The organism is Actinobaculum sp. 352, from assembly GCF_003957265.1.
Classification (GTDB): Bacteria; Actinomycetota; Actinomycetes; order Actinomycetales; family Actinomycetaceae; genus Asp313.
Map to the genome: position 1 here is coordinate 69,701 of NZ_RQSN01000006.1, position 25,605 is coordinate 95,305.

Sequence of the window (25,605 nt, forward strand, 5' to 3'; positions counted from 1 at the left end):
TGTAATCCAGCCCGGTGACGCAGCCCCGCTTGGCGGGCATACCACACCGGAACTCCTGCGTACCGTCCAAGGGATGTGGGGCGTACACGGCTCGGGTGATACATCCGGCTTCACCGGCCTGCGCCACACGGAGATCATGGCCCGCCCGGCATCGCGCCCCTACGGCGGCTGGTTCGACGAAGTCGTGGACATCATTGTCGAGCTGCTGCAGGCCGACGACGTCGTCGTGGACGAGGCCATCGATAAAGTCGTGGTGGAAAACGGTCAACTCGTGATCTTCGTGACTCGCGATCACCTGGAACGGGTGATGCGTTACCTGCGTGATGATCAGGATCTACGCTTCGAGCTATGCATCGGGGTGAGCGGGGTGCACTACCCGGATGATAAAGGCCGCGAACTGCACGCCTACTATCCGATGTTCTCCATCACCCACAATCGCTTCATCGCCATCGAAACCACATGCCCGGAGGAGGATCCCCACCTGCCGTCAATCGTTGCACTGTATCCGGGCAACGATTGGCATGAGCGGGAGGCGTGGGATCTGATGGGCATTATCTTCGATAACCACCCGGGTCTGACTCGTACCGCTATGCCGGATGACTGGGTGGGGCACCCCCAGCGCAAGGACTACCCACTGGGAGGTATTCCGGTGGAGTACAAGGGCGCTGTTATTCCGCCACCGGACACTCGGAGGAGCTACAACTGATGACTGCACCGAATTTCCATGCCACGGCGGGCGTAACCGAGGAAGAGTTGGAGGGCCTGCCGAGCTTCATGGCCAGTGGTGGGGACTGGTCCGACATCGCCTCCGAAGCGGAGCAGATGGCGGAGGAGCGCATTGTGGTCAACCTTGGACCCGTGCATCCCTCAACGCATGGCGTGCTGCGGTTGCTCCTGGAGATGGATGGCGAGTACGTGCGCGAGATCCGTGGTGCAACGGGTTTCCTGCACACTGGCATCGAGAAGAACATGGAGTTCCGCAACTGGACTCAGGGTGTAGCTTTCGTCACCCGTATGGATTACGTCGCCCCCTTCTTCCAAGAGGTCGGATACTGCATCGGGGTGGAGCGTCTGCTCGGTATCGAGCAGGACGTGCCGCCGCGCGCGAATATGATCCGCGTGCTCCTGATGGAACTCAACCGCATCGCATCGCATCTGGTGGCCATTGGTTCGGCACTCAACGAGCTGGGCGCCACCACCATGATGACCATTGGTTTCCGTACGCGCGAAGACGTGTTACGCATTTTTGAGCGTATCACCGGGCTGCGTATGAATCACGAGTTCATTCGACCGGGCGGCGTCCTCGAGGATATTCCGGAGGGAACAACAGACTACATCCGCGAACTGCTACCGGATATTCGCAAGGGCGTCACCGAGATGTTGGACATCGTCGGCGAGAACCCGATCTTCAAGGCCCGCTTCCAAAATGTTGGAGTGCTCTCCCTTTCCGCACTGATGGCACTGGGCCAGACCGGACCGGGACTGAAAGCGGCGGGTCTGCCGTGGGATGTGCGAAAGTCCCAACCCTACTGCGGCTATGAGCAGTACGAGTTCGATATTCCCACCTATAGCCAGTCCGATGCCTATAACCGGGCGATGGTGCGTTTTGATGAGTGCTACCAGTCGTTGCGGATCATCTACCAGGTACTTGATCGCCTTGACGCTTGTGAGGGCGAACCGGTGATGGTGGCCGACAAGAAGATCGCATGGCCGGCGCAGCTCTCCATCGGAACCGATGGGCAGGGCACTGCACCGGAGCATGTACGCGAAATCATGGGCGAGTCTATGGAGCAGCTCATCCATCACTTCAAACTCATCACGGAAGGTTTCCGCGTTCCCGCCGGTCAGTCTTTCACCATGGTGGAACATGCGAAGGGCGTGTGGGGATGCCACCTGGTTTCTCATGGGGGAACCCGCCCCTATCGGGTGCATGTGGACGACCCCGGTTTCCACAATCTGCAGGGTCTATCCATGATGGCAGAAGGCGGTCTACTCGCCGATGCCATCGTGTGCCTGGCCTCTATCGATCCCGTTATGGGAGGTGTTGACCGCTGATGTCTGAGAATTTCGCACCGGAAGTCGAAGCGAGACTGCGGGTGGACGCGCAGGAGATCATCGCGCGTTACCCCCACCCGCGTTCGGCAATCCAGCCCATGCTGCACCTCATCCAGTCGGAGGATGGTTTCGTCTCTCCACGCGGCATCGCGTTGGTCGCCGAGATCCTTTCGCTCACTCGGGCGGAGGTTTCGGCGGTGGCAACCTTCTACAGTCAGTATCGGCGTCATCCCAACGGTGAATACCATGTGGGGGTATGCACGAATGCGCTGTGTGCAGTGATGGGCGGTGACGACATTTGGAACGCCCTGACCGAGAAACTCGGGGTTGGTTCCGATGAGACCACCGACGACGGCAAGATCACGCTCGAGGCGCTCGAATGCAACGCGGGCTGCGATTACGCCCCGGTTGTCATGATCAACTGGGAGTACTTCGATAATCAGACCCCCGCGTCAGCTTTGCAGCTGGTGGATGATCTGCAGGCCGGGAAGGATGTGCATCCGACGCGTGGCGCCGAGAAGGTCCACACCTTCAAAGAGACGGAACGCGTGCTCGCGGGTTTTGAGGATGGTCACGTCAATGAGGGCCCCGGGGCCGGACCGGCAACCCTGGCCGGATTGCGGCAGGCCCGCCAGAACAATTGGACATCCCCGCAAGCTACCACTTCGAATGGAGGGGAGACCAAGTGAGCGAGCAAGAGCAAGCGGCCGCGTTTTCCGCTCCCGGCGTGCTCGCGCCGGTCATTTCGAATACCTGGGACCAAGAACGTTCCTGGACCCTGGAAACCTACCGGGCGAACGGAGGTTACGAGGGTCTGCAGAAGGCGTGGGGATACGGCGAAGGCGAGATCGTTGAATTGATCAAGGATTCCGGCCTTGCCGGGCGCGGCGGTGCTGGATTCCCCACCGGGCTCAAGTGGTCCTTCCTTCCGCCGCCGGATGGGGGGCCGCGTTACCTGGTGGTCAACGCCGACGAGTCGGAGCCGGGAACCTGTAAAGATGTGCCGGCGCTGATGGCGAATCCACATGCGCTGATCGAAGGCATGGCGATTTGCCTGCTCGCAGTGGGAGGCCACCACGGCTTCGTTTACCTGCGCGGCGAGGTCGTTCATGTGTACCGGCGCCTGCTGGCCGCAGCGCGAGAGGCACGCGAAGCGGGCCTTATCGGCAAGGGGCTGGGACCGAACGGGGACTACGACATCGAGATAACCGTGCACGCCGGGGCCGGGGCCTACATTTGTGGAGAAGAGACCGCGCTACTCTCCTCGTTGGAGGGATACCGCGGGCAGCCGCGCCTGAAGCCGCCATTCCCCGCGGCGGAGGGACTGTACGCGCGCCCCACCGTTATCAATAATGTGGAAACCATCTCCTCCGTTCCTGGCATCCTGCGCCATGGCAAGGACTGGTTCCAAGCCATGGGCACCGACACGGCGAAGGGGCACGGTTTCTTCTCCCTGTCCGGGCATGTACGCCATCCGGGTCAATACGAGGCTCCGATCGGGATCACCGGGCGGCAGTTGCTGGAGTTGGCAGGGGGTATCCGGGAAGGGCACGAACTTAAGTTCTGGGCCGTCGGGGGATCATCAGCCCCCCTGTTCACCCCCGAGGAGTTGGATGTTCCTTTGGACTACAACCAGGTGCGAGCAGCCGGGTCAATGCTGGCCACCCGTGCCCTGATGATGTTCGACGACACCGTCTCCGTGGTACGCGTTGTCTCCCGGTGGACGGACTTTTACCAGCACGAGTCGTGTGGAAAATGCACGCCCTGCCGGGAGGGCACGTACTGGATGCGGCAGATCATGCATCGCTTGGAGGCGGGCCAGGGGCAACCAGGCGACGTCGACCTGCTCTACGAAATCGCCGGCAATATCTCCGGCCGCTCGTTCTGCGCGCTCGGCGATGCCGCCGCGGTTCCGATTCGTTCGGGAATCGAACGGTTCCGGGAGGAGTTCGAGGCCGGTTATACAACGCCGGCGTGGGAACTGTTCCCGTATGAGAAGACGACCGCATACAACGAGGTGGGAGTCCAATGACGAGTAACGAGACGGTAGAGCTTGTCAGCATCAAGGTTGACGGCCACGAGGTCTCCGTGCCGAAGGGGACGATGATCATCCGCGCCGCCGAGAAGGCCGGTGTGCGCATTCCGCGCTTTTGCGATCATCCTCTTCTCAAGCCGGTGGGCGTGTGTCGGCAATGCTTGGTGGAAGTGGCCCGGCCGGGCCGCGATGGCACCATCGCGAAAGGACCGAAGCCGGTGCCGTCCTGCGCGGAGGCCGTCAGCCCCGGCATGGAGGTGTACACCCAAGTCACTTCTGACGTTGCGCAGAAGGCGCAGCGCGGAATCATGGAGTTCCTGCTGATCAACCATCCGCTGGACTGCCCGATCTGCGATAAGGGCGGCGAGTGTCCGTTGCAGAACCAAGCGATAAGCGATGGACGCTCAACCTCACGCTTCATCGACGTGAAGCGGACATTCCCCAAACCGGTGCAACTCTCCTCCCAGATACTGCTCGACCGTGACCGCTGCATTCTCTGCCAGCGTTGTACCCGTTTCCAGGATGAAATCGTCGGTGACCGTTTCATCGCCTTGCAGGGGCGAGGCGGCGGAACACCCGGCTACGAGATTCACTCCCTCAACGCCTCCCAGATCGGCCGCTTTGATGCCCGCGTTCTGCATTTCTCAGAATCGGCGGGCAGCCAGCCGAAGACAACTCCGGCTGAGTATGCGGGGCCGTTCGGTTCACCCGGGCTGGCAAGCGGTTTTGCGAGCGGTCCGGTGGGCGACGCCGAGCTCGACCAGTCCGGACGGCCCTTCGCCTCATACTTCTCCGGCAATATCATCCAGATTTGCCCGGTTGGCGCGCTGACCAGTGCCGCGTATCGCTTCCGCTCCCGGCCCTTCGACCTGGTCTCGGTGCCCGGAGTAACCGAACACGACGCTTCCGGTTCCGCCCTGCGCATCGACTATCGACGCGGTGAGGTGCTGCGGCGGCAGGCGGGCGAGGACCCGGCGGTGAACGAGGAGTGGATCACCGATAAGGACCGCTTCGCCTTCCGGTGGCAGAACGGTACGGACAGACTCCGGCATCCGCTGGTGCGCGACGACGGCGCACAGGTGGCTACGTCGTGGCCCGATGCGCTCGATGTGGCCGCGCGCGGCTTGCAGAAGGCCGCGGAAAAGGGGGTAGGTGTACTGGTCGGTGGGCGTCTGACCATGGAAGACGCCTACGCGTACTCCAAGTTCGCCCGCACGGTCCTGAAGACGAACGATATCGACTTCCGCACCCGCCCGGCCCGCTGTGAAGAGGATGCTTTCCTCGGATCCGCCGTCGCCGGTAGCGGTCTCGGAGTGACATACGCCGCGCTGGAACGGGGCGGTCATGTTCTGACGGTGGCACTGGAAGCCGAAGAGGAATGTGGGGCGATCTTCCTGCGGTTGCGTAAGGGCGTGCGGGCCGGTACGGTTGCCGTCTCTGTTCTGGCGCCCTACGCCAGCGCCGGAACCCGGAAGATGGATGCCCGATTGATCCCGGTTGTCCCCGGAGCGGAGGCAGCCGTTCTTGACGATCTGGCAGTCGGCGATGCTACATTCGACGCCCTGTGTGACGACGGCATCATCTTGGTGGGAGAGCGTGCGGCGGAATCTGCCGGCGCACTAAGCGCCGTACTGCGCCTGGCCGAGCGTACGGGAGCCCGCGTGGCGTGGGTGCCGCGCCGCGCCGGTGATCGCGGAGCCCTGGATATGGGCGCGCACCCCTGCCTACTGCCCGGTGGACGCCCGGTGGGTGATTCGGCTGCCCGGATTGATACCGGCGCAGTATGGGGAGTATCAAGCCCGCCGGAAGATGCCGGGCGTGGAACCGACGAGATCCTCGCCTCCGCGGCAGCGGGCGAATTGGGAGGGCTGATCCTGGCCGGTGTTGAACTGGGCGACCTGCCCGGAGACGCCGCAGCCGCGCTGGCGGCGGTCGATTTCGTCGTCTCCTTGGAGGTGCGCTCCGGAGCGGTTACGGCCGCAGCCGACGTCGTCCTTCCCGTGGCACCACCCAGTGAGAAAGGTGGTTCTTTCGTTAACTGGGAGGGTCGGATCCGGCCCTTCGGGCAGGTACTGACATCGGTACAACTTCCTGATCGCGTGGTGCTGCATAACCTCGCCGCCGAAATGGGAACGGACCTGGGCCTGGCAACCCTGCAGGATGTTGTACGCGAGATCCAAGAATTCTCCGCCTGGGATGGGGTGCGGATGGCAGCGCCGACGGTCGCCGCCGCCGAGGTTGCCGAAGCGACAGTCGGGCACGCCGTACTTGCCAGCTGGAACCTCATGCTCGGAGCCGGAACATTGCAGGCCTTTGAGCCGCATCTGGCGGCAACTGCGCGCACGCCCGTGGCGCTACTATCCGCCGCCACAGCGGATGCGGTCGGTGTGCATAACGGTGCCGCTCTCACAATCAGCGGTCCGGACGGATCAATCACTCTTAGCACCGGTATCGCGGAGATGCCCGACGGCGTCGTGTGGGCTCCACAGAATTCTGTGGGCTGCCAGATTGCGTCGCTAGGTGTGCGTGCCGGAGAAGAGGTCGCTCTCAGCGCGGCCACTGTGGAGGTGACAAAATGAGCTCGTCGGCTATTGCGGCTGCTCAAACGGCGGACTTCACCCAGGACACGTGGTGGATCTGGGCCATTAAGGCAGTCTTCATTCTGGTCTACCTCATCCTCTCCGTTATCTTGGCGCTGTGGGTGGAACGGCGCGGCCTGGGGAGAATGCAGACGCGCTTGGGGCCGAATCGAGTCGGACCGCTGGGGCTGGGTCAGGCATTCGCCGATGCGTTGAAGCTGATCATCAAAGAGGACATGTGGCTCAAGGGCGCCGACAAGATCGTCTACTTCGTCGCGCCGGTTATCTCCGCCGCCTGTGCCTTCAGCATCATGGCCGTTATCCCGATGGGGCCACAGATCTCGCTGTTCGGGCACTCCACACCCTTGCAATTGGCCGATTCGCCGGTGGCGCTGCTGCTGATTCTCGGTATTGCTGCACTCGGCGAGTACGGGCTCGTGCTGGGTGGATGGTCTGCCCGCTCCACCTTGCCGCTGTACGGCGCGGTACGCTCCGCAACGCAGATGATCTCCTACGAGTTGGCCTTGAGCCTCTCACTGGTCACCGTGTTCCTCACGGCCTCGACAATGTCTACCTCGGGAATCGTGGATGCCCAAGCCGGAATTTGGAACTGCATTCCGCTCTTCCCGGCCTTCTGCATATACATCATCTCGATGTTCGGCGAGACCAACCGCCTGCCGCTGGATCTGCCCGAGGCAGAGGGAGAGTTGGTGGCCGGCCCGCACACCGAGTACTCCTCGATGAAATTCGCGTGGTACTACCTGTCCGAGTACGTGAATATGTTCAACGTCTCGATGATTGCCACAACCTGCTTCTTCGGGGGATGGCGTGCCGGGCCGATTATGACGTGGCTCTACTCGCTGTGGGGTGGGGATCCGAATGTGGGTTGGATCCCGATGCTGTGGTTCTTCCTGAAGACCTGGCTATTCATGTTCTTCATGATCTGGACCCGCGCCACCCTGCTGCGTATGCGTTATGACCACTTCATGAAGCTGGGATGGAAAGTTCTCATTCCAGTTTCACTGATCTGGCTCGTCTGCGTCGTCGTGATCCGCGGCGTCACGTCCTTCAGCACCTTTACCCGCAATCAGCTCTACATTGGAATCGCGGTCGTCTTCCTTATCGCCATGGCGATTATCTGGTTGGTGGGTGATAAAGAGGAGCCGACGGGTGAGAGCGGTGCTGGTGAATCCACGCCTGCACTGCTCGACGGCGAGAGCGACGAGGCGCAGGCTGCAGCCGACTTCGTTCGTCCCGAGGATGAATTCGATGCCATGGCCGGTGGCTTCCCCGTCCCACCGTTGCCCGGACAATCCCTGCCCCCGTCCCCGCGCGCCAAGCGCCGCGAGGCCACCTTAAGTACCCAGGAGGCCGATCATGACTGAGAACACTTCGGCGTCGTCGCCCGATCCAAACCTGTGGGAACGTCCCCGGAAAGGCCCCGTCGGCGAGTTTTTTGCACCGGTTGCCGGATATGGGGTGACGATCAGTTCCATGTTCCACCCGGTGGCCACCGAACAGTACCCGGAGGAGCCGGTACCGGTGCATCCCCGCTACCACGGTCGGCATCATCTCAACCGTTACCCGGACGGGCTGGAGAAATGCATCGGCTGCGAGCTCTGCGCCTGGGCCTGCCCGGCGGATGCGATTTTTGTGGAGGCAGCACCCAACGATCCACAAGCGCAGTACTCGCCGGGAGAACGATATGGACGGGTCTATCAAATCAACTACCAGCGGTGCATTTTCTGCGGTTATTGCATACAGGCCTGTCCCACTCGCGCACTGACGATGTCGAATGAGTTCGAGATGGCCGGACCGACTCGCGAGGGGCTAATTTACGAGAAGCAGGACATACTGGTACCGCCCGAGGAGGGCATGCTTGCTCCGCCGCACCCGATGCCGACCGGTGCCACGCATTTGCAGTATTACCACGGTGAAGTTACGGGGCCGACACAGAGTCAGATCGACTGGGTACGCGAGCATCGCCCCGACGACCCCACTTTAGCGACCGCCCGCCCGGTTTTCGAAGAGGGCCCGGTTCCGGATGCATCTGCGGCTCGAGGAGTGCCACCGGTAGCTCAGCCTACGGCGCCGAAACCGTCAGTGGAGGAGAACGCGCAATGATCATAGAACCTTTGCAGATCTCTACCGGGGAGGCCGTATTATTCTTCATCCTCGCGGCGGTTATGGTAACCCTCGCGGTATACGGCCTGCTGTTCACGCGCCGTGCGGTCTACTCCGTTGTATGCGTTATCGGCATTATGGTCGGCTTCGCCATCCTGTACACGATGCTGGAGGCGCCCTTCATGGGTGTCGTACAGATCGCGGTGTACACGGGCGCCATTCTGATGATGCTGCTGTTCGTCCTCATGATGATTGGTGTGGATCCATCGGACTCCACCCATGAGACCAAACGGGTACAGCGCCCCCTGGCCGCGCTGGGTGGACTCGGTTTCATCATCGTCGCGGCGGGTGCGGTGCTGGGCGCCGCCACACCTGAAGCGGTTGGAATGAAAATGGCCAACGCCGCGACCAACCCGAAGGCGATCGCACAGGAGATCTTCAGTTCGCATGTGCTGACCATGGAGCTGACCGGCGCGCTGCTGATCGTAGCGGCGCTGGGAGCCATGACGCTTACACACCGGCAGGTGCACAAGCGGATGACGCAGCCCGAACTGGCCGAGGCGAAGATGGAGGCCTATGCCACCAGCGGACGGCATATCGGTCAAAAGCCACCCACCGGTGTGTACGCGGAGTCGAATTCAGCGGCCAATCCGGCTCTCACGGTCGGCGGCAAGGTCGCGGAGGGCTCCATGCAGCGCGTGTTGCGCATACGCGGCCAGGAACGCACGGTCGAGGAGATCTCCCCGGTGACGGCGGCCCGCGCCGCACGCAACGAACTGACCGGGCCGGGCAGCTCGGCGGCGGTGCGCAACGGCGGACTGCCCGGCATGCCCGGAGAGGCTGCGCCGGTGTATCCGGCGCAAGAACCAGACACACGCGATGTCCTGGAAGACGGCGAGCTGAAGAGTGAATTGGAGTCCGGTGAGGAGGAATCCAAGTGAACCTGATGTACTACGTGGTGCTGGCGATCATACTCTTCGCCATCGGTGGGGCGGCCGTGCTCACTCGCCGCAACGCCATTATCGCGCTGCTGGGAGTGGAGATCATGCTCAACTCCTGCAACCTTGCGCTGGTGGCCTTCTCACGTATGTGGGGAGATATTCAGGGGCAGGTCTTCGCCTTCTTCGTCATGGTTGTCGCCGCTTCCGAAGTAGTGGTGGGCCTGGCAATCATCGTCGCTATTTTCCGAACCCACAGGTCCGCTTCGCTTGACGGTGCGAACCAGCTCAAGCACTGACGGGAAGCAGGTGTGAATTGACTCTGGCACTCATTCCAGCAAGCGTCACCGCTACCACGGCCCTCGCAACTCCCGCTACCGGGGCCGCGAGCCTGGTGTGGTTATGCGTAGCTGTTCCCCTTGTCACCGCAGGCATCCTGCTTGTCGCGGGCAAGGCGAGCGACGCCTGGGGGCACTGGCTCGCCATCGCCGCGGCAACGGTTTCCTTCGTGGTGGCAGCCGCCGTCTTCTTCCAGCTCATCGGCCTGCCCTCCGACGGGCGTGTTCTGGATGTGGCGTTGTACCGGTGGGTTCCTCTTGCCGGGGCACAGGCGGTGAATCTGGCCATGCGGGTGGACCCGTTGTCGGTCACCTTCCTGCTGTTGGTCACCTTCGTCGGCACGCTGATTCATATCTACTCCGTTGGGTATATGAAGCACGACGTGGCACGACGCCGCTTCTTCGCCTACCTGAATTTCTTCGTCGCCTCCATGCTGTTGCTTGTTCTCGGCGACTCCTATCTGGTTCTGTTCGTCGGCTGGGAGGGCGTGGGCCTGGCCTCCTACCTCCTCATCTCCTTCTGGAACCAGGTACCGGAGAACGCCACCGCAGGTAAGAAGGCATTCCTTATGAACCGGGTGGGCGACATGGGCATGCTCATCGCCATGATGATCATGTTCTCGACTCTTGGAACGGTAACCTTCCAGGGCGTCAACGCAGGTATCGACCGGGCTTCCACTACCACGGTGACGGCCATCGGGATTTTCCTGCTGGTGGCAGCGTGCGGCAAGTCGGCGCAGTTCCCGTTGCAGGCATGGCTGGGTGACGCCATGGCCGGACCGACGCCGGTTTCCGCGCTTATCCACGCTGCAACCATGGTGACCGCAGGTGTGTACCTCATGGTACGTTCCGGGGCGATTTACGCGGTCAGCTCCACCGCGCAATTGCTAGTCGCGACCATCGGCACAATTACCCTCCTGTTCGGTGCCGTCGTCGGCTGCGCGAAAGACGATATGAAGAAGGTGCTGGCCGCCTCGACCATGTCGCAAATCGGCTACATGATGTTGGCCGCCGGACTGGGACCGGTGGGCGCGGGCTTCGCCATCTTCCACCTGGTCACGCACGGCTTCTTCAAGGCCAACATGTTCCTGGGTGCCGGCTCGGTTATGCATGCGATGAACGACGAAGTTGATATGCGCGGCTTTGGAGGTTTGCGCAAGTACATGCCGATCACCTGGGCAACTTTCCTTTGTGGTTACCTCGCCATCATTGGCTTCCCGTTCCTGTCCGGCTACTTCTCCAAGGACAAGATCATTGAGACCGCCTTCGTGGGGCAGGGATGGCAACCATGGGTATTCGGAACCTTGGCGTTGCTCGTCGCCGGGCTGACGGCCTTCTACATGTCGCGCATGTTCTTCATGATCTTCCACGGCGAGGAGCGTTTCTCCAAGAAGGGGAAGAATGCACATCATCCGCATGAGGCGCCGGCATCAATGTATATGCCGCAGGTGATTCTGGCGATCAGTTCGCTTGCGCTGGGCTTCGTGCTCAACCGGGTCGGATTCACCGCGTGGCTCGAACCGGTTACCGGGGGCGGCGAGCACGGTGAACCCGTGATTGCTCCGGTCGCGATTACCGTAGCAACACTGGCGGTTGTGGCAATTGGGGTAGGGGTGGCCTGGAAGATGTATCTGGCCTCGCAGGTGCCGGTGGAGGTACCGGTTGGTAGTGCATTGACGCGAGCGGCTCGAAATGACTTGTACCAGGATGTCATTAACGAGACATTGGTGATGAAGCCAGGCCTCGCGGCCACCGGCGCTGTAGCGGTAGTCGATCAACATGTGGTTGACGGTGCCGTGGAAGGGGTGGCGCGGGGAACTACTGCCACCGGGCGTCTGCTGGGTCGGCTGCAAAACGGCTACGTGCGCTCGTACGCGGCCTACATGTACGTTGGCGTGGTTATCGCCCTGATTATCGCGTTGGCGTCGCGGTTCTGACCGGGAGAGGAGAATAATGCAATCCGTGAACGAGGCAGCCTTTCCCTGGCTCAGCCTACTGATTGTGGTGGCCGTGCTGGCGGCATTGGCGCTGTGGCTTGTCAGGCCACTGCGTAAAATGGCGTTGCCCTTCGGTCTGGCGGTGTCACTCGCGATACTCGTCGTATTCCTGACGGCAGTGACGACCGGATTCGACATTGGTTCGGCCGAGTACCAGCTGGCGGAAACGTATTCTTGGATTCCGCAGCTTGGGGTGTCGCTGGCGTGGGGCATTAACGGCATCGGCGTGGTGATGATCGGACTGGCTACCTTCCTGGTGCCGGTGGTGCTGCTCGCATCGGGGAATGAGTTCCGTGGCGAGAATGAGAACCGAGTGGCCGGGTATGTCGGGTGGATTCTTTTCCTGGAAGCCATCATGATCGGTATCTTCGCCTCCAGGGATATCTTCCTCTTCTACGTACTCTTCGAGTTGATGATCCTGCCGATGTACTTCCTCATCGGGCGTTACGGCGGTGAGAAGCGGCATCGCGCGGCAATTAAGTTCGTCATTTACTCCCTGGTCGGCGGTCTGATCATGCTGGTCGGCGTGATAGCCCTGATGGTCGCCTCGCCCCTGCCGGAGGGCGGTTTGCTCGTCGAGAACATCAGCGGGGCGCTTGCCGTATCAGACACCGCGCAGATGTGGATCTTCCTCTCCTTCTTCATCGGATTTGCCATCAAGGCACCGATGTTTCCACTACATACTTGGCTGCCGGATACGACGGAGCAGGCACCGGCAGGTACGTCAACACTATTGGTTGGCGTGCTGGATAAGATCGGCACCTACGGCATGATCGCCTTCTGCGTTCCTTTCTTCCCGGATGCCGCGCAGCGGGCCGCCACACCCATAATGATTCTGGCCGTGATCTCCATTCTCTGGGGCGGGTTCATGGCGATCACCTCGCAGCATCTTATGCGTCTTATTGCGTACACCTCGGTCAGCCATTTCGGTTTCATGGTGCTGGGAATCTTCTCCGGTTCCTCGGTGGCAATGACGGGTGCGATTCTGTATATGGTGGCGCATGGTGTTGCAACCGGTGCCCTGTTCTTGACGGTCGGCTCGCTGCGTCGGCGCGGAAGCTCCTACATGATTAGCGATTACGGCGGCTGGCAGCGTGTGACTCCACTGATTGCCGGAGTGTTCCTGGTAGCTGGACTAGCCTCTATTGCGCTGCCAGGCCTTTCGGGATTCATTCCCGAATACTTGATTCTGATCGGCACCTATTCCGTGAACGTGCCACTCGCGACCATTGCCGTTTTCGGCGTCATCTTGGCGGCTGTATACATCCTGTGGCCATATCAGCGCGTGTTTACCGGTCCCCGGCCAAGCATTGAGGTCAACGACATGGATGGCGCAGAAAAGACTGTTTCCGCCGTTCTTATCGCAGCCATGTTGTTCCTCGGGTTGGGACCGGCGCCCGTTATCGACACCATTACACCCGCGGCGGAGATGACAACCGTTTACCTCTCGGAGGAAATCTCCGCAGACGCCAAGGCGCCGCAAGAGACGAATACACGTGAGACCGTGGCGGCGGCACCGGCACATGTGGATGGAACCGGCTCAATTGCGTGGTCCGCTGCGACCGCAGAAGGGAGCATGAAGTGAGTAGCAATCCCGTCATCAACTGGGTGGCGCTTACACCTATTCTCATCGTGCTGGGCGCTGCAGTGATTGGCGTGCTTGTCGAGGCCTTCGTTCCGGAGCGTTATCGGCGTAACACGCAGCTCGTCGTGTCATTCCTCGCTGTCGCAGGAGCCTTTGTCGCCGTTATCGCCCAGTGGAAAAAAGTCGGCGATTTGGGATACGCGGTTGTGCTGAAGCTGAATGAACAAGCAGCGGTTGGAACGTTGTTCGAGGACCGCCTTGCCATCGTCTTCCAGGCGATAGTGCTGCCTTGTGCATTGTTCGCTCTTCTTATTGCAGCTGATCGCACCGCAACGGGGGAGGGAGCCTTTGCCGCTTCTGCTGCGACGCAGCCGGGTTCGTCCGAGGAACGGGAAGCGAATCGGCTTGGGGCGGAGCAGACAGAGGTTTTCCCGCTGATGCTCTTCTCCATTGCGGGCATGCTCGCTTTTACCATGTCGGGGGACTTCCTGACGATGTTCATCTCCCTTGAGGTGCTCTCACTACCGTTATATGTACTGTGTGCGACGGCGAGGCGGCGTCGTGCACTGTCGCAGGAAGCGGCGCTGAAGTACTTCTTGCTGGGTGCGTTCTCTTCGGCCTTCTTCCTGATGGGCGTCGCATTGCTGTACGGCTTCTCCGGTGGATTCAACCTTTGGAATCGTGCCTACCTTGAGGCTAGTGGCCAAGAGCTACTTCTTATTGCGGGCACAACCTTGGTGCTTATTGGGCTTCTGTTTAAAGTGGGTGCGGTCCCCTTCCACTCGTGGGTTCCCGATGCCTACCAGGGCGCGCCCACTCCCGTTACCGGCTTCATGGCAGCCGGCACGAAGATTGCCGTTTTTGCGGCGGTACTACGTTTACTCGGGGGTGCTGATAACTCGAATACGATCGGGTGGAGCGCCGTCTCCCTGTACGAAACGCTCAAGCCCGTATTGTGGATTATCGTCATTGCGACGATTCTGGTGGGCACGGTCCTCGGGATTGTTCAGCGAGACATCAAACGCATGCTCGCGTACTCCGCGATCTCTCATGCTGGGTTCCTCCTCATCGGTGTTACGGCCTTCTTTGGCGCGAATGCCGCTGTGGTAAGCGCCACACTTCGCGGGCAGATGTCAGAAGTCGGTTTTGCCGCCAATATTGTGCCGATAGCGTTCTACCTGTTGTCGTACGGCCTCGCCTCCGTGGGCGCCTTCGGTGTTATCACATTGGTGCGTGACCGGGATGAGGCGGGAAACATTCTCGGTGAGGCGACTGCCATTGACCACTGGAAGGGACTGGGTAAGACCAATCCCGTGTTGGCGGTGTGCATGACTGTTTTCCTGCTCTCCTTCGCGGGGATCCCCTTGACATCCGGCTTCATCGGCAAGTTCGTGGTGTTCGCCGCCGGTGTCAGCGGTGGGCAAACAGTTCTTGTGGTATTCGCCGTTTTGGCGTCTGCCGCTACTGCCTTCTTCTACTTCCGGGTTATCCTGAACATGTTCTTCCGGCAACCTGATCCGGCGACGTCCGTGACGGTGGCCTCGGAAGGATACGCGGGGGTGGCGATCATTGCATGCGCCGCGCTCACGATCGTGCTCGGGATACTACCCGGGCCGGTACTTGGTCTTTTGTCGTAGATCTTAGGTTCCGGTGTTCTAGATTTGAGCGTCAGTTTTGGGGAGGGGCGGCTTGCTGCCCACCTGAGCCGCCGCATGCAGGTAGTCGAGTCCATGCTGCGGGCACAAGTGCGCCTCGACGATCTGCAGGTGGATCCGGCGACGTCGCACCTGGCGGACGCCGGTGGCAAACGGTTGCGTCCGGCCCTCGTCCTACTGGCGGCTGAGCTCGGCCCGCATCCGGAGGCGCAGGCGGTGTTGGATTCCGCCGTCGTTGTCGAACTTACCCATCTGGCATCGCTGTATCACGATGACGTTATGGACGAGGCGCCGATGCGCCGCGGCGTGCCCTCCGCCCAGGAGCTTTTCGGCAATTCCGTGGCCATTCTGGCGGGGGATATTCTGTTTGCCCGTGCCTCAATCGTGGTGTCGGGTTTGGGGCCGCGGGCAGTCGAGTTACATGCCCGTACATTCGAGCGGTTGTGTCAGGGGCAGTTGCACGAAACTATTGGCAGACGTGACGGGCAGAGTGCTCGCGAACACTATCTGGCCGTATTGGCAGATAAAACCGGCTCGCTGATAGCGGCGTCGGCTCGTTACGGCGTGCTCTCGGCGGGGGGCAATGAGAATATGGCCGATGTGGTCGCCGAATACGGGGAGCGGGTTGGTGTCGCCTTCCAACTGGCCGATGACGTGATCGACATCATCTCGGACGGTCAGCAGACCGGCAAGACACCGGGAACCGATCTGCGGGAGGGTGTGGACACGATGCCGGTTATCCTGCTGCGCGAACAGCAGGCGGCCGGGACTCTGGACGCACTCGGACTACGTATCCTAGAGCGACTGGAGAGCGCGGATCTGAGCTCGGATACGGCCTTGGCGGAAGTGGTTGGCATGCTCCGTCGGCATGACGTGGTAGCCCAGACCCGGCAACTTGCGCTGCAGTGGGTAAGCGACGCTCTCACGTTCCTCGAGGGTCTTCCGCACGACGACGTGCGGGAGGCTCTGACGGCCTTTGCGCGTGCCACCGTCCAACGGACTGCGTGAGGCAGGCAGGGCACTAGCGCGCGGGCGCGAGGGCTGCCACCCGCAAGGCTTTGGTGCGAATCGGCGCAGGAGGGCACAAGCTCGCTGTCGGGAGGCGCACCCCACACCGCACAGACGGAGCGGCCCACAGCAGGCCACAAACGCGGGCACGGTATTCGCACCCGATCAACGGCGGCGTCATCTGATTCGAACGAGGTTTCTGAAACCGGCGTGTCGCGAGTCACTCACGTCTAGTATGAGTGTCCCAACCGGCATCAACCGACGATGCCGGGAGACAACTTGGGAGATTAGATGAAACACTCACGACTCCTGCTCGCCGCACTCGCGGCGGGCACGCTTACCGTCTCGCCGCAACCGATCGCGGCAGCGGATGAGGGCGACAGTAATCTGACCATTCTGGCCACGACGGATATCCATGGGCACGTCTTCAATTGGGACTACTTCCGAGACGCACCCTATCCGCAGGGTAGTACGCCCGAGCTTGGTATGGCGCGCGTTGACACCATCGTGGACAATGTCCGCAATGAGAAGGGGGCACAGTCCGTACTGGTCGTTGACAACGGTGACGCGGTCCAAGGTACTCCGCTCACCTATCTGGCGGCCATGCAACCGGATAAGTTGCCGTACTCCACGAATCCCATGGCGGAGGCCTTCAACACAATCGGCTATGACGTGCAGGTGGTTGGTAACCACGAGTTCAACTACGGGATGGACTACCTGTACAACTACGAGCGTCAGTTGAACTTCCCCTTGCTGGGTGCGAATGTGGTGAAAGCGGGCACAAACGATCCGGTGTTCAAGCCGTACGTAATGGTCGATAAGGAGGTGAACGGCAAGACGGTTAAGGTGGGCGTGCTCGGCGTTGTCACGCCCGGCGTCCGCGTGTGGGACAAGCACCATGTGCAGGGCGTCTTGGAGTTCCGCGATTGCGTGCTCACCGCCCAGCAGTACGTGCCGCAGATAAAGGCAGAGGGGGCCGACGTCGTCGTCGTACTGATTCACTCCGGCCTGGATGCACCGGGTGTTCCGTGGGACGCCAGTCTGCTGCAGGAAAATGTTGCAGAGTCGTTGTCCACGAAAGTCAACGATGTCGACGTAGTAGTTGGCGGTCACTCGCATGTGGTCAATAAGGCCTCGGTGGTCTACCATGCTCCCGATGGCGATCCGGTACTATTCACGCAACCGTACGTCTGGGCTCGTTCCGTGTCCGAGGTGACGGTGCCTCTGGAGGCAGATGGCGACGGTTTCCGTGTTGCCTGGCCGGAAACGGATGCGGAGATCGGCGCGCTAGCGGTGCCACTGGAAACCAAAGATGTGGCTGACTCTCCTGATATCACCGGCAATGCGGTTCTCACCGCGGATCATGCGGCGACGATTGAGTACGTGAATACGACCGTTTCCACCTCCACCGAGGAACTCTCGGCGGCAACGTCCTACTATGAGGACACCCCGATTCTCGACTATATCGGCATGGTGCAAACCGAGACCGTGGCAAACGCGCTGAAGGGAACCGAGCATGAAGGTATTCCGGTACTGTCTCAGGTTTCCCCCTTCTCGCGTACTGCGGTCTTCCCACAGGGCAATGTGACTATCAAGGATATTGCCGGGCTGTACATCTACGAGAACACGCTGCTGGGTGTAAAGCTGACCGGAGCGCAGATCAAGGAGTACCTGGAGTACTCGGCCCGCTACTTTGTGCAGGTTGAGGAAGGGGCAACCTTCGATCCGGAGACTGGTGTTAACGCCCTATACCCCGGAGCAACGCGTGGGATCATGGATTATAACTATGACGCGCTGACTGGAGTCGATTACCTCATTGACGTCTCCAAGCCGGTGGGTGAACGCATTGTTGGATTGTCACGTAATGGCGTGCCGGTGGTCGACGACGACGTCTTTATTCTTGCGATAAACAACTACCGACAGGGCGGTGGTGGCAATTATCCGCACGTGGTAAACGCACCGATCGTGTATGACGAGACGCAGGAGATCCGTCAGCTCATTATTGATCGCGCCTCGGCCGACGGCGTGATCGATCCGGCGAACTTCTTCGTCGACAACTGGGCCCTGGTGACGTCGACGCCAAATCCGACAGTGACACTGTCTGCCGACAATGCGAAGGTTGGTGACGAGGTTACAGCCACCCTGAGCGGGTTCGTTCCTAACCGTGCGGTGGCGGTGAGCTTGCATTCGGATCCGGTAGAGGTGGCGAAGGTCACCACTGATGGCGCAGGTGCCGCGTCGGTGAGTTTTGAGGTGCCGACTGGAGTCGCTGCGGGCGAGCATACCGTTGTGGTGACACAATCTCCACTGAAGGCTTCGGCGAAACTCACCGTTGCAGCCAGGGCGAATGCTAAGCCGAGTGCGAGTGCGAGCAGTGGTTCTGGCTCCGGTGGTTCTGGGGCTACGGCGAGTACCGGTGCGAGCGGGTCAGGGACTGGAAAGACTGGGAGTGAGGCGGGAGGCAAGGGCGCAACGAAGGTGCGCACCGGCACTCTTGCCCGCACCGGTGCCGACACGCAAGGACTTGTAGCTGTTGCCCTGTTCCTGATGATCTCCGGCGGCATGCTCGCCGCACGACGGCGTGTTGCATAGTTGCTCGCCGGACCGTCTACGTGGTGCTAGCGTCCCTACGCCCGGATGAGTTGAGGCTCTGAGAGGGTGACACTCGACTGCTGCCTGAGCAGTTTGTGCTGGGGTGGCGCGGGCCTGGGGAGGTGCCAGCGGACGCGCTGTCTGGAGAGGTACCTAGGCCTTCCGTTCATGGGAAGGAGCCTGGGCCGCGTGGTTGAGTAGCCACTTGGGCCGCAAACCCGGGACGCGTGCCTGGGCAGGTCTGTGGGCGGCGCGTGCATGGACGGCTACTTGGTGAAGAGAACAGGAGTGGAACGATGCCGGGTGGGAATGCCCGGCCTCGTTCCACTTCCTATTCCTACTCGCATATTTCTTACATGCCTGGCTCGCCTACCTCTTACTCGCGCCTACCTGTGACTCGCCTTACTTGGCGACTTCTTACTTGGCTCTCGTTACTTGCCAGGCTCGCCTAATTCGCCTTCTCGCCGCGGCTCCGCATTTTCCGGGTTTTCGGCAGACTTCTGGGTACTCGCGGAAAATGGCGGAGAACTCGGAGATTTGTGAGGCACGCGGGAGAGGAGACACCGTGGCGAGTGGTTGCTGCTGGTACCTGTATGAAAATCCTGCCTATGAGCTGGTGCATCTTGCTTATCGCACCTGGCGGGTACGGCCTGTCAGTCGGCAGGTCGTGTCTGTCAGTCGGCACACTGAGGACCGCAGTATTCCTCACCGGGCGTAATCGGGGATTGAGGTAGAACCGGCATACTCGCTTAGAATGGGCGTAGTTTGGCCGTGCGCGGAAAGCCGCGCTGCATGATGCCGTATCGAAGGAGTCAATTCCGTGGGAAAGATCCTCAACAAGATTCTTCGCGCAGGCGAGGGGCGCACCCTCAAGAAGCTGGAGGCAATAACCAAACAGGTCAACCTGCACGAGGAATCGGTGCAGGAGATGAGTGACGCCGAGCTACGCGCGCAAACCGATCTCTTCCGTGAGCGGCTTGCCGACGGCGAGACCTTGGATCAGCTCCTCCCAGAGGCCTTCGCTACGGTTCGTGAGGCCGCGCAACGCACCATCGGTCAACGGCCCTATGACGTGCAAATCATGGGTGGAGCCGCACTTCACCTGGGCAATATTGCGGAGATGAAAACCGGCGAAGGTAAGACTCTTGTTGCCACCCTGCCTTCCTACCTCAACGCGCTGACCGGGGAGGGAGTGCACGTTGTTACCGTGAACGACTACCTCGCCTCATACCAGTCCGAACTCATGGGTCGTATTCACCGTTTCCTCGGCCTGAGCACGGGATGCATCCTCACCGGGCAGACACCGGAACAGCGCCGCAAGGAATACGCGGCCGATATCACCTACGGTACGAATAACGAGTTCGGATTCGACTATCTGCGCGACAATATGGCGTGGAAGACGGACGATCTTGTGCAGCGCGGTCACAACTTCGTGATTGTCGACGAGGTTGATTCGATTCTGATCGATGAGGCGCGGACACCGTTGATTATCTCCGGCCCAGCGGAAGGTGATGCCAACAAGTGGTATGTCGAATTCGCGCGCGTCGTCAAGCGCATGCGGCGCGATAGCGATTACGAAGTCGACGAGAAGAAGCGCACCGTCGGTATTCTGGAGCCGGGTATCGACCGGGTGGAAGATTTGCTCGGTATCGATAACCTGTACGAGTCGCTGAACACGCCGCTGATCGGATACCTCAACAACGCGATTCGGGCCAAGGAGCTCTTCGAAAGAGACAAGGACTATATCGTTCAAGGGGGCGAAGTCCTCATTGTTGACGAGCATACCGGCCGCGTGCTGCCCGGCCGCCGCTACAACGAGGGTATGCACCAGGCCATTGAGGCTAAAGAGGGCGTTGCCATTAAAGCGGAGAATCAGACGCTCGCCACCATCACCCTGCAGAACTACTTCCGGCTATACAAGAAGTTGTCCGGTATGACGGGCACCGCCGAAACCGAGGCGGAGGAATTCGCATCCACCTACGAGCTCGGTGTGGTGCCGATTCCGACCAACATGCCGATGATCCGGGAGGACAAGACTGACTACGTGTTTCCCACGCTCAACGGCAAGCTCAAGGCAATCGTCGAGGATATCGCCGCGCGGCATGAGGCGGGACAGCCGGTGCTGGTTGGTACCACGAGCGTGGAGAAGTCTGAGCAACTCTCGGCGCTGCTGCGCCAGGCGCGTATCCCGCATCAGGTTCTCAACGCCAAGCAGCACGAGCGGGAGGCCGCCGTCGTCGCCGAGGCGGGAAGGAAGGGTGCTGTAACCGTAGCAACGAATATGGCTGGCCGTGGAACGGATATCATGCTGGGCGGCAATCCAGAGCACCGGGCCGTTGCTGCGCTGCGCGAACGTGGCCTCGATCCGGAGGAGACTCCGGAGGAATATGAGAAGGCGTGGCCGCAGACCCTGCAAAAGGCCAAGGATGCGGTGGCCGCAGAACACGACGAAGTTGTGGAACTCGGTGGGCTGTACGTCCTCGGTTCTGAACGGCATGAGTCGCGGCGTATCGATAACCAGTTGCGCGGACGGTCCGGTCGGCAGGGCGATCCGGGTGAGTCGCGTTTCTATCTTTCTCTGGAAGATGACCTGATGCGCCGCTTCTCCACCGGGTTGGCGGCGCGTGCGCTCGACCCGTCGCGCTATCCGGAGGACGAGCCGCTTGAATTCAAGGTCATCGGAAAGTCCATCGAGCGCGCTCAGACGTCGCTTGAGGCGCAGAACGCCGAGATTAGGAAGAACGTGCTCAAGTATGACGACGTCATGAACGAGCAGCGCTCGGTGGTCTACGGTGAGCGCCGCTCGATCCTGGAGGGGGAAGATGTTGAGCCCATGGTCGAGGGGTTCCTCGATTTCGTTGTCGATGACGTCGTAGCCGCGCATACGGATAACGAGGATGTCGACGAGTGGGATCTTGACGCCTTGTGGAATGATCTGCGTGGCTTCTACCGTCCGGGCTTCGAACCCGATGAGCTCGTTCAGGAAGTGGGCGGTCGGCTCCGGCTAGAACGTGATGAACTGCTGGACGAACTGAAGACGGATATACACGCCAATTACGAGGATCGTGAGGCGGAAGTCGGGTCCGACAAGATGCGTGAACTGGAGCGGCAGGTCTTGTTGTCTGTGCTCGACCGGAAATGGCGTGAGCACCTCTACGAGATGGACTATCTCAAGGAAGGCATAGGCTTGCGTTCCATGGCACAACGCGACCCCTTGGTGGAGTACAAGTCTGAGGGCTTTGACATGTTCCAAGCCATGAGTGACGGCATCAAGGAGGACACTGTCCGCTACCTCTTCAACTTCGAACTGCCGGAGGAACGCGCCGCTCGTGAGGCCGCCACCGTGGCGGAGGAGACCGCAGCAGCGGCCGCCGTGGAGATGCGACGCCAGAATGCTCAGCGCCTGGCGCAGGCCGGTTCGGCGTCCAAGGGAACGCAGAAGGAGCGCGTTGACGCGGAGAAGGTCCTCGGAATCAAGGTGCCGCAGCGCAATGTCAATGTCTCGTACTCTTCTGCTGCGAAGGATGGCGACGGAACGCAGACGACGAATGCTGCGGGCCAGGCCGTGCGGCAAGCTCCGAAGGCGGGTTCACGCGGTGCGCAGGGCGCTGGGGGAGCGGCCGGTGGCATGAATCGCGCTCAGCGTCGTGCCGCCGCCAAGCGCAAAAAGCACTGAGGAACCGAGGGGCCGGAGGTGGCTGAGTCGGCGCTGGAGACACCCCATAGAGGTGCACGTGCCGGAGACGCCCGGTAGGAAGGTGTCGGTGTACGCGAGGCACGAAGCGTCGGTGCTTGCCAGGGGCGAAGCTGCAGGCGTCCGAGCCGCTCAGCTATGGAGATACAGGGTACCGCAGATCCGGGTGTGCACCGGGGCAGCAAGCACCGAGAAGCCTGGAAGCACCCGGGGCAACGTCGACTGCGACGGTTAGCGGTGTTGTTTGGTTCGGGCTGGTGGTCGTTCCTGTTGGGCTGACTGGCTCAGCCGATTTCGAGGGCCGCTGCTTGCCAGCGTTCGCGGAGATACTCCAGGCGGATACCTGCGCCGCGAACCTTCGTGCCATCGTGCACGACGACGGCGATTTCGGCGGCTCGTGGCATTGGGGTTGATACAAGCAGGTGCAAGATTCGCGGTGCCTGAGTGCGAGGGGCCGGGCCCTTGATCCGCATTGCCAGACCGGCACGGCGCGCCAGTGGGCCGAAGACCTCTGGTGTGAGCCAGTGTCGTAGTTGACCGATGGGGCGATGCCCCTGCAGTATCTCAACTGCCTGAATCACGATCAGGGCGGCCACTCGTTCGGGCGGCGGAGTCTCAGGAGGCAGCGGTGCATTTAGCTGCTTGCGCGCATGACTAAGTGCGGTCGGCGGCGACGCCGCGACGGAAAGACTGAGGCGATCCCACTGCTTTTCCGGCGTGGTCACGGGAGGCTGGGGAGGGGGCTGCTTGCGCGCCACGGTGCTTTCCGCGGTGATACGCGTTCGCTCGCGGTGGGGTGGCCTCTTCGTGACGCGCACCGGGCCTGAAGGACCTTCGTCGCCCTCGGCGTGGCGCTGTGGTTCCAATTGACTGGTGGTCTCCGTACCAGGCGCAGCTGGCACGAGGGGTGAAGCGGCGACGGCAGAGTTCTGGCCCGTGGAGGCGGTTGATGCGCGTGGCGGCTGGGGTGTGGATGGTGTGGATGCGGTTGCGTTGCCAGGGGATGTGAGCGTGGTGAGTGTCGAGGTCATGATGTTTCCTTAGAGGGGAGAATTATTGCTTGGGTGTGTGAAGGACTTGGCCGGGGTAGATGAGGTCGGGGTCGATGATTGACTCACGATTGGCCTCGTACCAACGATGGACATGAGCGGCAATCTGTTCTGGTGAGGAATCGGGCGGCAGATCCTGCATGGCGATTTGCCAGAGTGACTCTCCCGGTAGAACCATATGGGTCGTGTGAGTCTCAGAAGCGCGTGATGTCGGGCTTTCAAGGTCCTCGCCAGTTACCATGGTGTGGGCGGAAGTTGTTGTTTCAGAGGCTCCCCATCCCAGGTCGGGGCCGGGTGCGCCGTCGGCCAGAGCAGGCGTGATCCATGGCCCGGTCAGCGCCATTGCGGCAAGGGTGCGGCGCACGCGAGGAGTCCCGAGTAGTCGACCCGCCGTCAGTACTAGGTTGCGCCGTTTCCTATGACGAGCCGTGGATCGACTCCGCGTTCGCATGCATCGTTGCGCGTACCAGAGGCTGATGTAGGACAGGGCGACCCACACACCGGTCAGACATCCGATGGTGGCCAGTACGGCCATCGCCATTCCCGTGAGTTGATCAACTGCGGAGACGTTATGGTAATCCCTCAGGAAGGTATACGTGAGAGCCAGACAGAGTGCACTAACGGTTAGCGAGGCCATGGCGGTGCGTAAGGGACGCATAGATGCTCCTAACGGGCTGATCATGTCATTTGGTGACGTTTGATGCTGTGATCCCATTGTGCATGTGCCGAAGAGTGAAGTCTGCCGGGTATACCCAATCGCTCCCAAAGATGGGAATTGGTGTACTTTCGGACCGCCGTTGTTGTGGAAAAGGGTGTGGCGGCCTCTTTGCAACCGGCTACGCTGCGCGTATGAGCGAGATGGATCCCTGGGAGCGCTACAGCACCGATGTGGCCAGCCAAATGGATGCGGAGCTGCATACTGAACGGCTCGGCCTGGCAAACGAACTGCGGCAGGCCGAGGAGGCGAGCATTCGCCTGGCCGACAGGCTGGCGGCGAGCATTGGCAACATCGTAAAGGTGCGTACACGGGGAGGGAGCATAGTTGTGATCCTGGTACGTGAATGCGCTGACACGTGGTTTCTCGGGGAGCGCGAGCGGATTATGACCTTGATTCCGTATGCTGCCATAGCTACGATACGCGGTCTTCCGCAGCGCTGTGAGCAACGGGCTGGCAGGCAGTCCATTTCTCTGGGTTCGCAGTTACGCCGCCTGATGCGGAGCGGCCGTGTGGTCCGGTGCGTTCTGACATGTGGTGAGGAACAGGGGCGCATAACGCGCGTCGGTCAGAATTGGCTGGAACTCAATGCCACTCTTGTTATTTCTCTAGGTCAGATTGAACGTGTCGACTTCTCTTCGCCACGCCGCCGTTGATTCTTCTGGTGGTTGACTCTTCCGGCCGCTGAGTCTCTTAACTCCGCCGCTTATTCTCTCAGCCTGACGGCCTTTGATTCTTCTGGTTGAGCTAGTGCGGACTGCGACCGCGCCGCCCATCAGCCGATGCCGGGAGAAAAGTGAATATGTTGACTGGCCGTATTGAGTGGGTGGTGTCGGCCGTATTGAGTAGGTGGAGCCGACCTGCGAGAGGCTGGCCAATACGGGCCGTAGTGACAAGACAATATTGCTTACGAGTTGGAGTGCTCGGAGCGTCGACTTTCGACCAGATGCCGTGTCTGCTCGTAGCGCTCATCAACATAGCCCTGAAGAACGGTGTCCTCGATGCGCCACTGCCCGCGGCCACCGACTTGGATTGCGGGAAGCTCACCCGAGCGGATAAGAGTGCGCACCTGCCCGGCGGAGACGTTGAGATACTCAGCTACATCTGCGATGGTCAGGAATTTCGCCATAGTGGTATTTTCGCACGTCACACGCGTGCCGGGAAAGTTGTCCACAAGCCTGTGGACACTCTTGGCAGGCCGGTAGGACGGCCTGTGAATATGGTGGAACGACAGAAGGAGT

19 protein-coding genes are annotated in these 25,605 nt (G+C 60.9%); 16 read left to right on the top strand and 3 right to left on the bottom strand.

Features of this window, described 5'->3' with window-relative positions; genetic code table 11:
- Positions 1-4: 4 nt before the first annotated feature.
- The 15 genes from EKN07_RS07560 (at position 5) to secA (ending at position 22,582) form a co-directional block, all read left to right on the top strand.
- The gene (locus tag EKN07_RS07560; protein WP_277600505.1) at positions 5-706 is read left to right on the top strand and encodes an NADH-quinone oxidoreductase subunit C; all 702 of its coding nucleotides are present in this window, start codon (positions 5-7) and stop codon (positions 704-706) included.
- The gene (locus tag EKN07_RS07565; RefSeq protein WP_126146078.1) at positions 706-2,055 is read left to right on the top strand and encodes an NADH-quinone oxidoreductase subunit D; all 1,350 of its coding nucleotides are present in this window, start codon (positions 706-708) and stop codon (positions 2,053-2,055) included. The genes EKN07_RS07560 and EKN07_RS07565 overlap by 1 nt, the downstream gene beginning before the upstream one ends.
- The gene (gene nuoE, locus EKN07_RS07570) at positions 2,055-2,744 is read left to right on the top strand and encodes an NADH-quinone oxidoreductase subunit NuoE (RefSeq protein WP_108716161.1); all 690 of its coding nucleotides are present in this window, start codon (positions 2,055-2,057) and stop codon (positions 2,742-2,744) included. The genes EKN07_RS07565 and nuoE overlap by 1 nt, the downstream gene beginning before the upstream one ends.
- On the top strand, positions 2,741-4,087 hold the full coding sequence (gene nuoF / locus EKN07_RS07575) for an NADH-quinone oxidoreductase subunit NuoF (RefSeq protein WP_126146079.1): 1,347 nt from the start codon (positions 2,741-2,743) through the stop codon (positions 4,085-4,087). Before nuoE ends, nuoF begins: the two co-directional genes overlap by 4 nt.
- The gene (locus EKN07_RS07580; protein WP_126146080.1) at positions 4,084-6,669 is read left to right on the top strand and encodes an NADH-quinone oxidoreductase subunit G; all 2,586 of its coding nucleotides are present in this window, start codon (positions 4,084-4,086) and stop codon (positions 6,667-6,669) included. The genes nuoF and EKN07_RS07580 overlap by 4 nt, the downstream gene beginning before the upstream one ends.
- A complete protein-coding gene (nuoH, locus tag EKN07_RS07585) occupies positions 6,666-8,054 on the top strand; it encodes an NADH-quinone oxidoreductase subunit NuoH (protein ID WP_126146081.1) in 1,389 nt (462 codons plus the stop codon). The genes EKN07_RS07580 and nuoH overlap by 4 nt, the downstream gene beginning before the upstream one ends.
- On the top strand, positions 8,047-8,793 hold the full coding sequence (nuoI, locus tag EKN07_RS07590) for an NADH-quinone oxidoreductase subunit NuoI (RefSeq protein ID WP_108716157.1): 747 nt from the start codon (positions 8,047-8,049) through the stop codon (positions 8,791-8,793). Before nuoH ends, nuoI begins: the two co-directional genes overlap by 8 nt.
- Complete coding sequence (locus EKN07_RS07595; protein ID WP_126146082.1) at positions 8,790-9,734, top strand: NADH-quinone oxidoreductase subunit J; 945 nt, start codon at positions 8,790-8,792, stop codon at positions 9,732-9,734. Before nuoI ends, EKN07_RS07595 begins: the two co-directional genes overlap by 4 nt.
- On the top strand, positions 9,731-10,030 hold the full coding sequence (gene nuoK / locus EKN07_RS07600) for an NADH-quinone oxidoreductase subunit NuoK (protein ID WP_108716155.1): 300 nt from the start codon (positions 9,731-9,733) through the stop codon (positions 10,028-10,030). Before EKN07_RS07595 ends, nuoK begins: the two co-directional genes overlap by 4 nt.
- Positions 10,031-10,047: 17 nt before the next feature.
- Positions 10,048-12,006, top strand: a complete 1,959-nt coding sequence (gene nuoL / locus EKN07_RS07605; protein WP_126146083.1) for an NADH-quinone oxidoreductase subunit L — start codon at positions 10,048-10,050, stop codon at positions 12,004-12,006.
- Positions 12,007-12,022: 16 nt separating this feature from the next.
- On the top strand, positions 12,023-13,651 hold the full coding sequence (locus EKN07_RS07610; protein ID WP_108716153.1) for an NADH-quinone oxidoreductase subunit M: 1,629 nt from the start codon (positions 12,023-12,025) through the stop codon (positions 13,649-13,651).
- A complete protein-coding gene (nuoN, locus tag EKN07_RS07615; RefSeq protein ID WP_126146084.1) occupies positions 13,648-15,288 on the top strand; it encodes an NADH-quinone oxidoreductase subunit NuoN in 1,641 nt (546 codons plus the stop codon). The genes EKN07_RS07610 and nuoN overlap by 4 nt, the downstream gene beginning before the upstream one ends.
- A gap of 93 nt (positions 15,289-15,381) precedes the next feature.
- Entirely contained in the window at positions 15,382-16,314 is a 933-nt protein-coding gene (locus EKN07_RS07620) for a polyprenyl synthetase family protein (RefSeq protein WP_241228157.1), read from the top strand.
- A gap of 291 nt (positions 16,315-16,605) precedes the next feature.
- On the top strand, positions 16,606-18,906 hold the full coding sequence (locus EKN07_RS07625) for a 5'-nucleotidase C-terminal domain-containing protein (protein WP_126146085.1): 2,301 nt from the start codon (positions 16,606-16,608) through the stop codon (positions 18,904-18,906).
- Positions 18,907-19,726: 820 nt separating this feature from the next.
- Positions 19,727-22,582, top strand: a complete 2,856-nt coding sequence (gene secA, locus EKN07_RS07630) for a preprotein translocase subunit SecA (protein WP_108716150.1) — start codon at positions 19,727-19,729, stop codon at positions 22,580-22,582.
- A gap of 302 nt (positions 22,583-22,884) precedes the next feature.
- Here the strand turns inward: secA and EKN07_RS07635 are convergent, their stop codons facing one another.
- Together EKN07_RS07635 and EKN07_RS07640 are read right to left on the bottom strand one after the other, a co-directional pair.
- Positions 22,885-23,631 carry an Rv3235 family protein gene (locus tag EKN07_RS07635; protein WP_126146086.1) on the bottom strand — a complete coding sequence of 249 codons (747 nt, stop codon included), beginning with the start codon at positions 23,629-23,631 and terminating at the stop codon, positions 22,885-22,887.
- A 22-nt stretch (positions 23,632-23,653) separates the two neighbouring features.
- Entirely contained in the window at positions 23,654-24,307 is a 654-nt protein-coding gene (locus EKN07_RS07640) for a LysM peptidoglycan-binding domain-containing protein (RefSeq protein ID WP_108716148.1), read from the bottom strand.
- A 191-nt stretch (positions 24,308-24,498) separates the two neighbouring features.
- Here EKN07_RS07640 and EKN07_RS07645 point away from each other — a divergent pair, with 191 nt between their 5' ends.
- A complete protein-coding gene (locus EKN07_RS07645; protein WP_126146087.1) occupies positions 24,499-25,020 on the top strand; it encodes a hypothetical protein in 522 nt (173 codons plus the stop codon).
- A 251-nt stretch (positions 25,021-25,271) separates the two neighbouring features.
- On the opposite strand, the gene EKN07_RS07650 is transcribed toward EKN07_RS07645, so the two are convergent.
- A complete protein-coding gene (locus tag EKN07_RS07650; RefSeq protein ID WP_108716727.1) occupies positions 25,272-25,493 on the bottom strand; it encodes a helix-turn-helix domain-containing protein in 222 nt (73 codons plus the stop codon).
- Positions 25,494-25,605 lie beyond the last annotated feature (112 nt).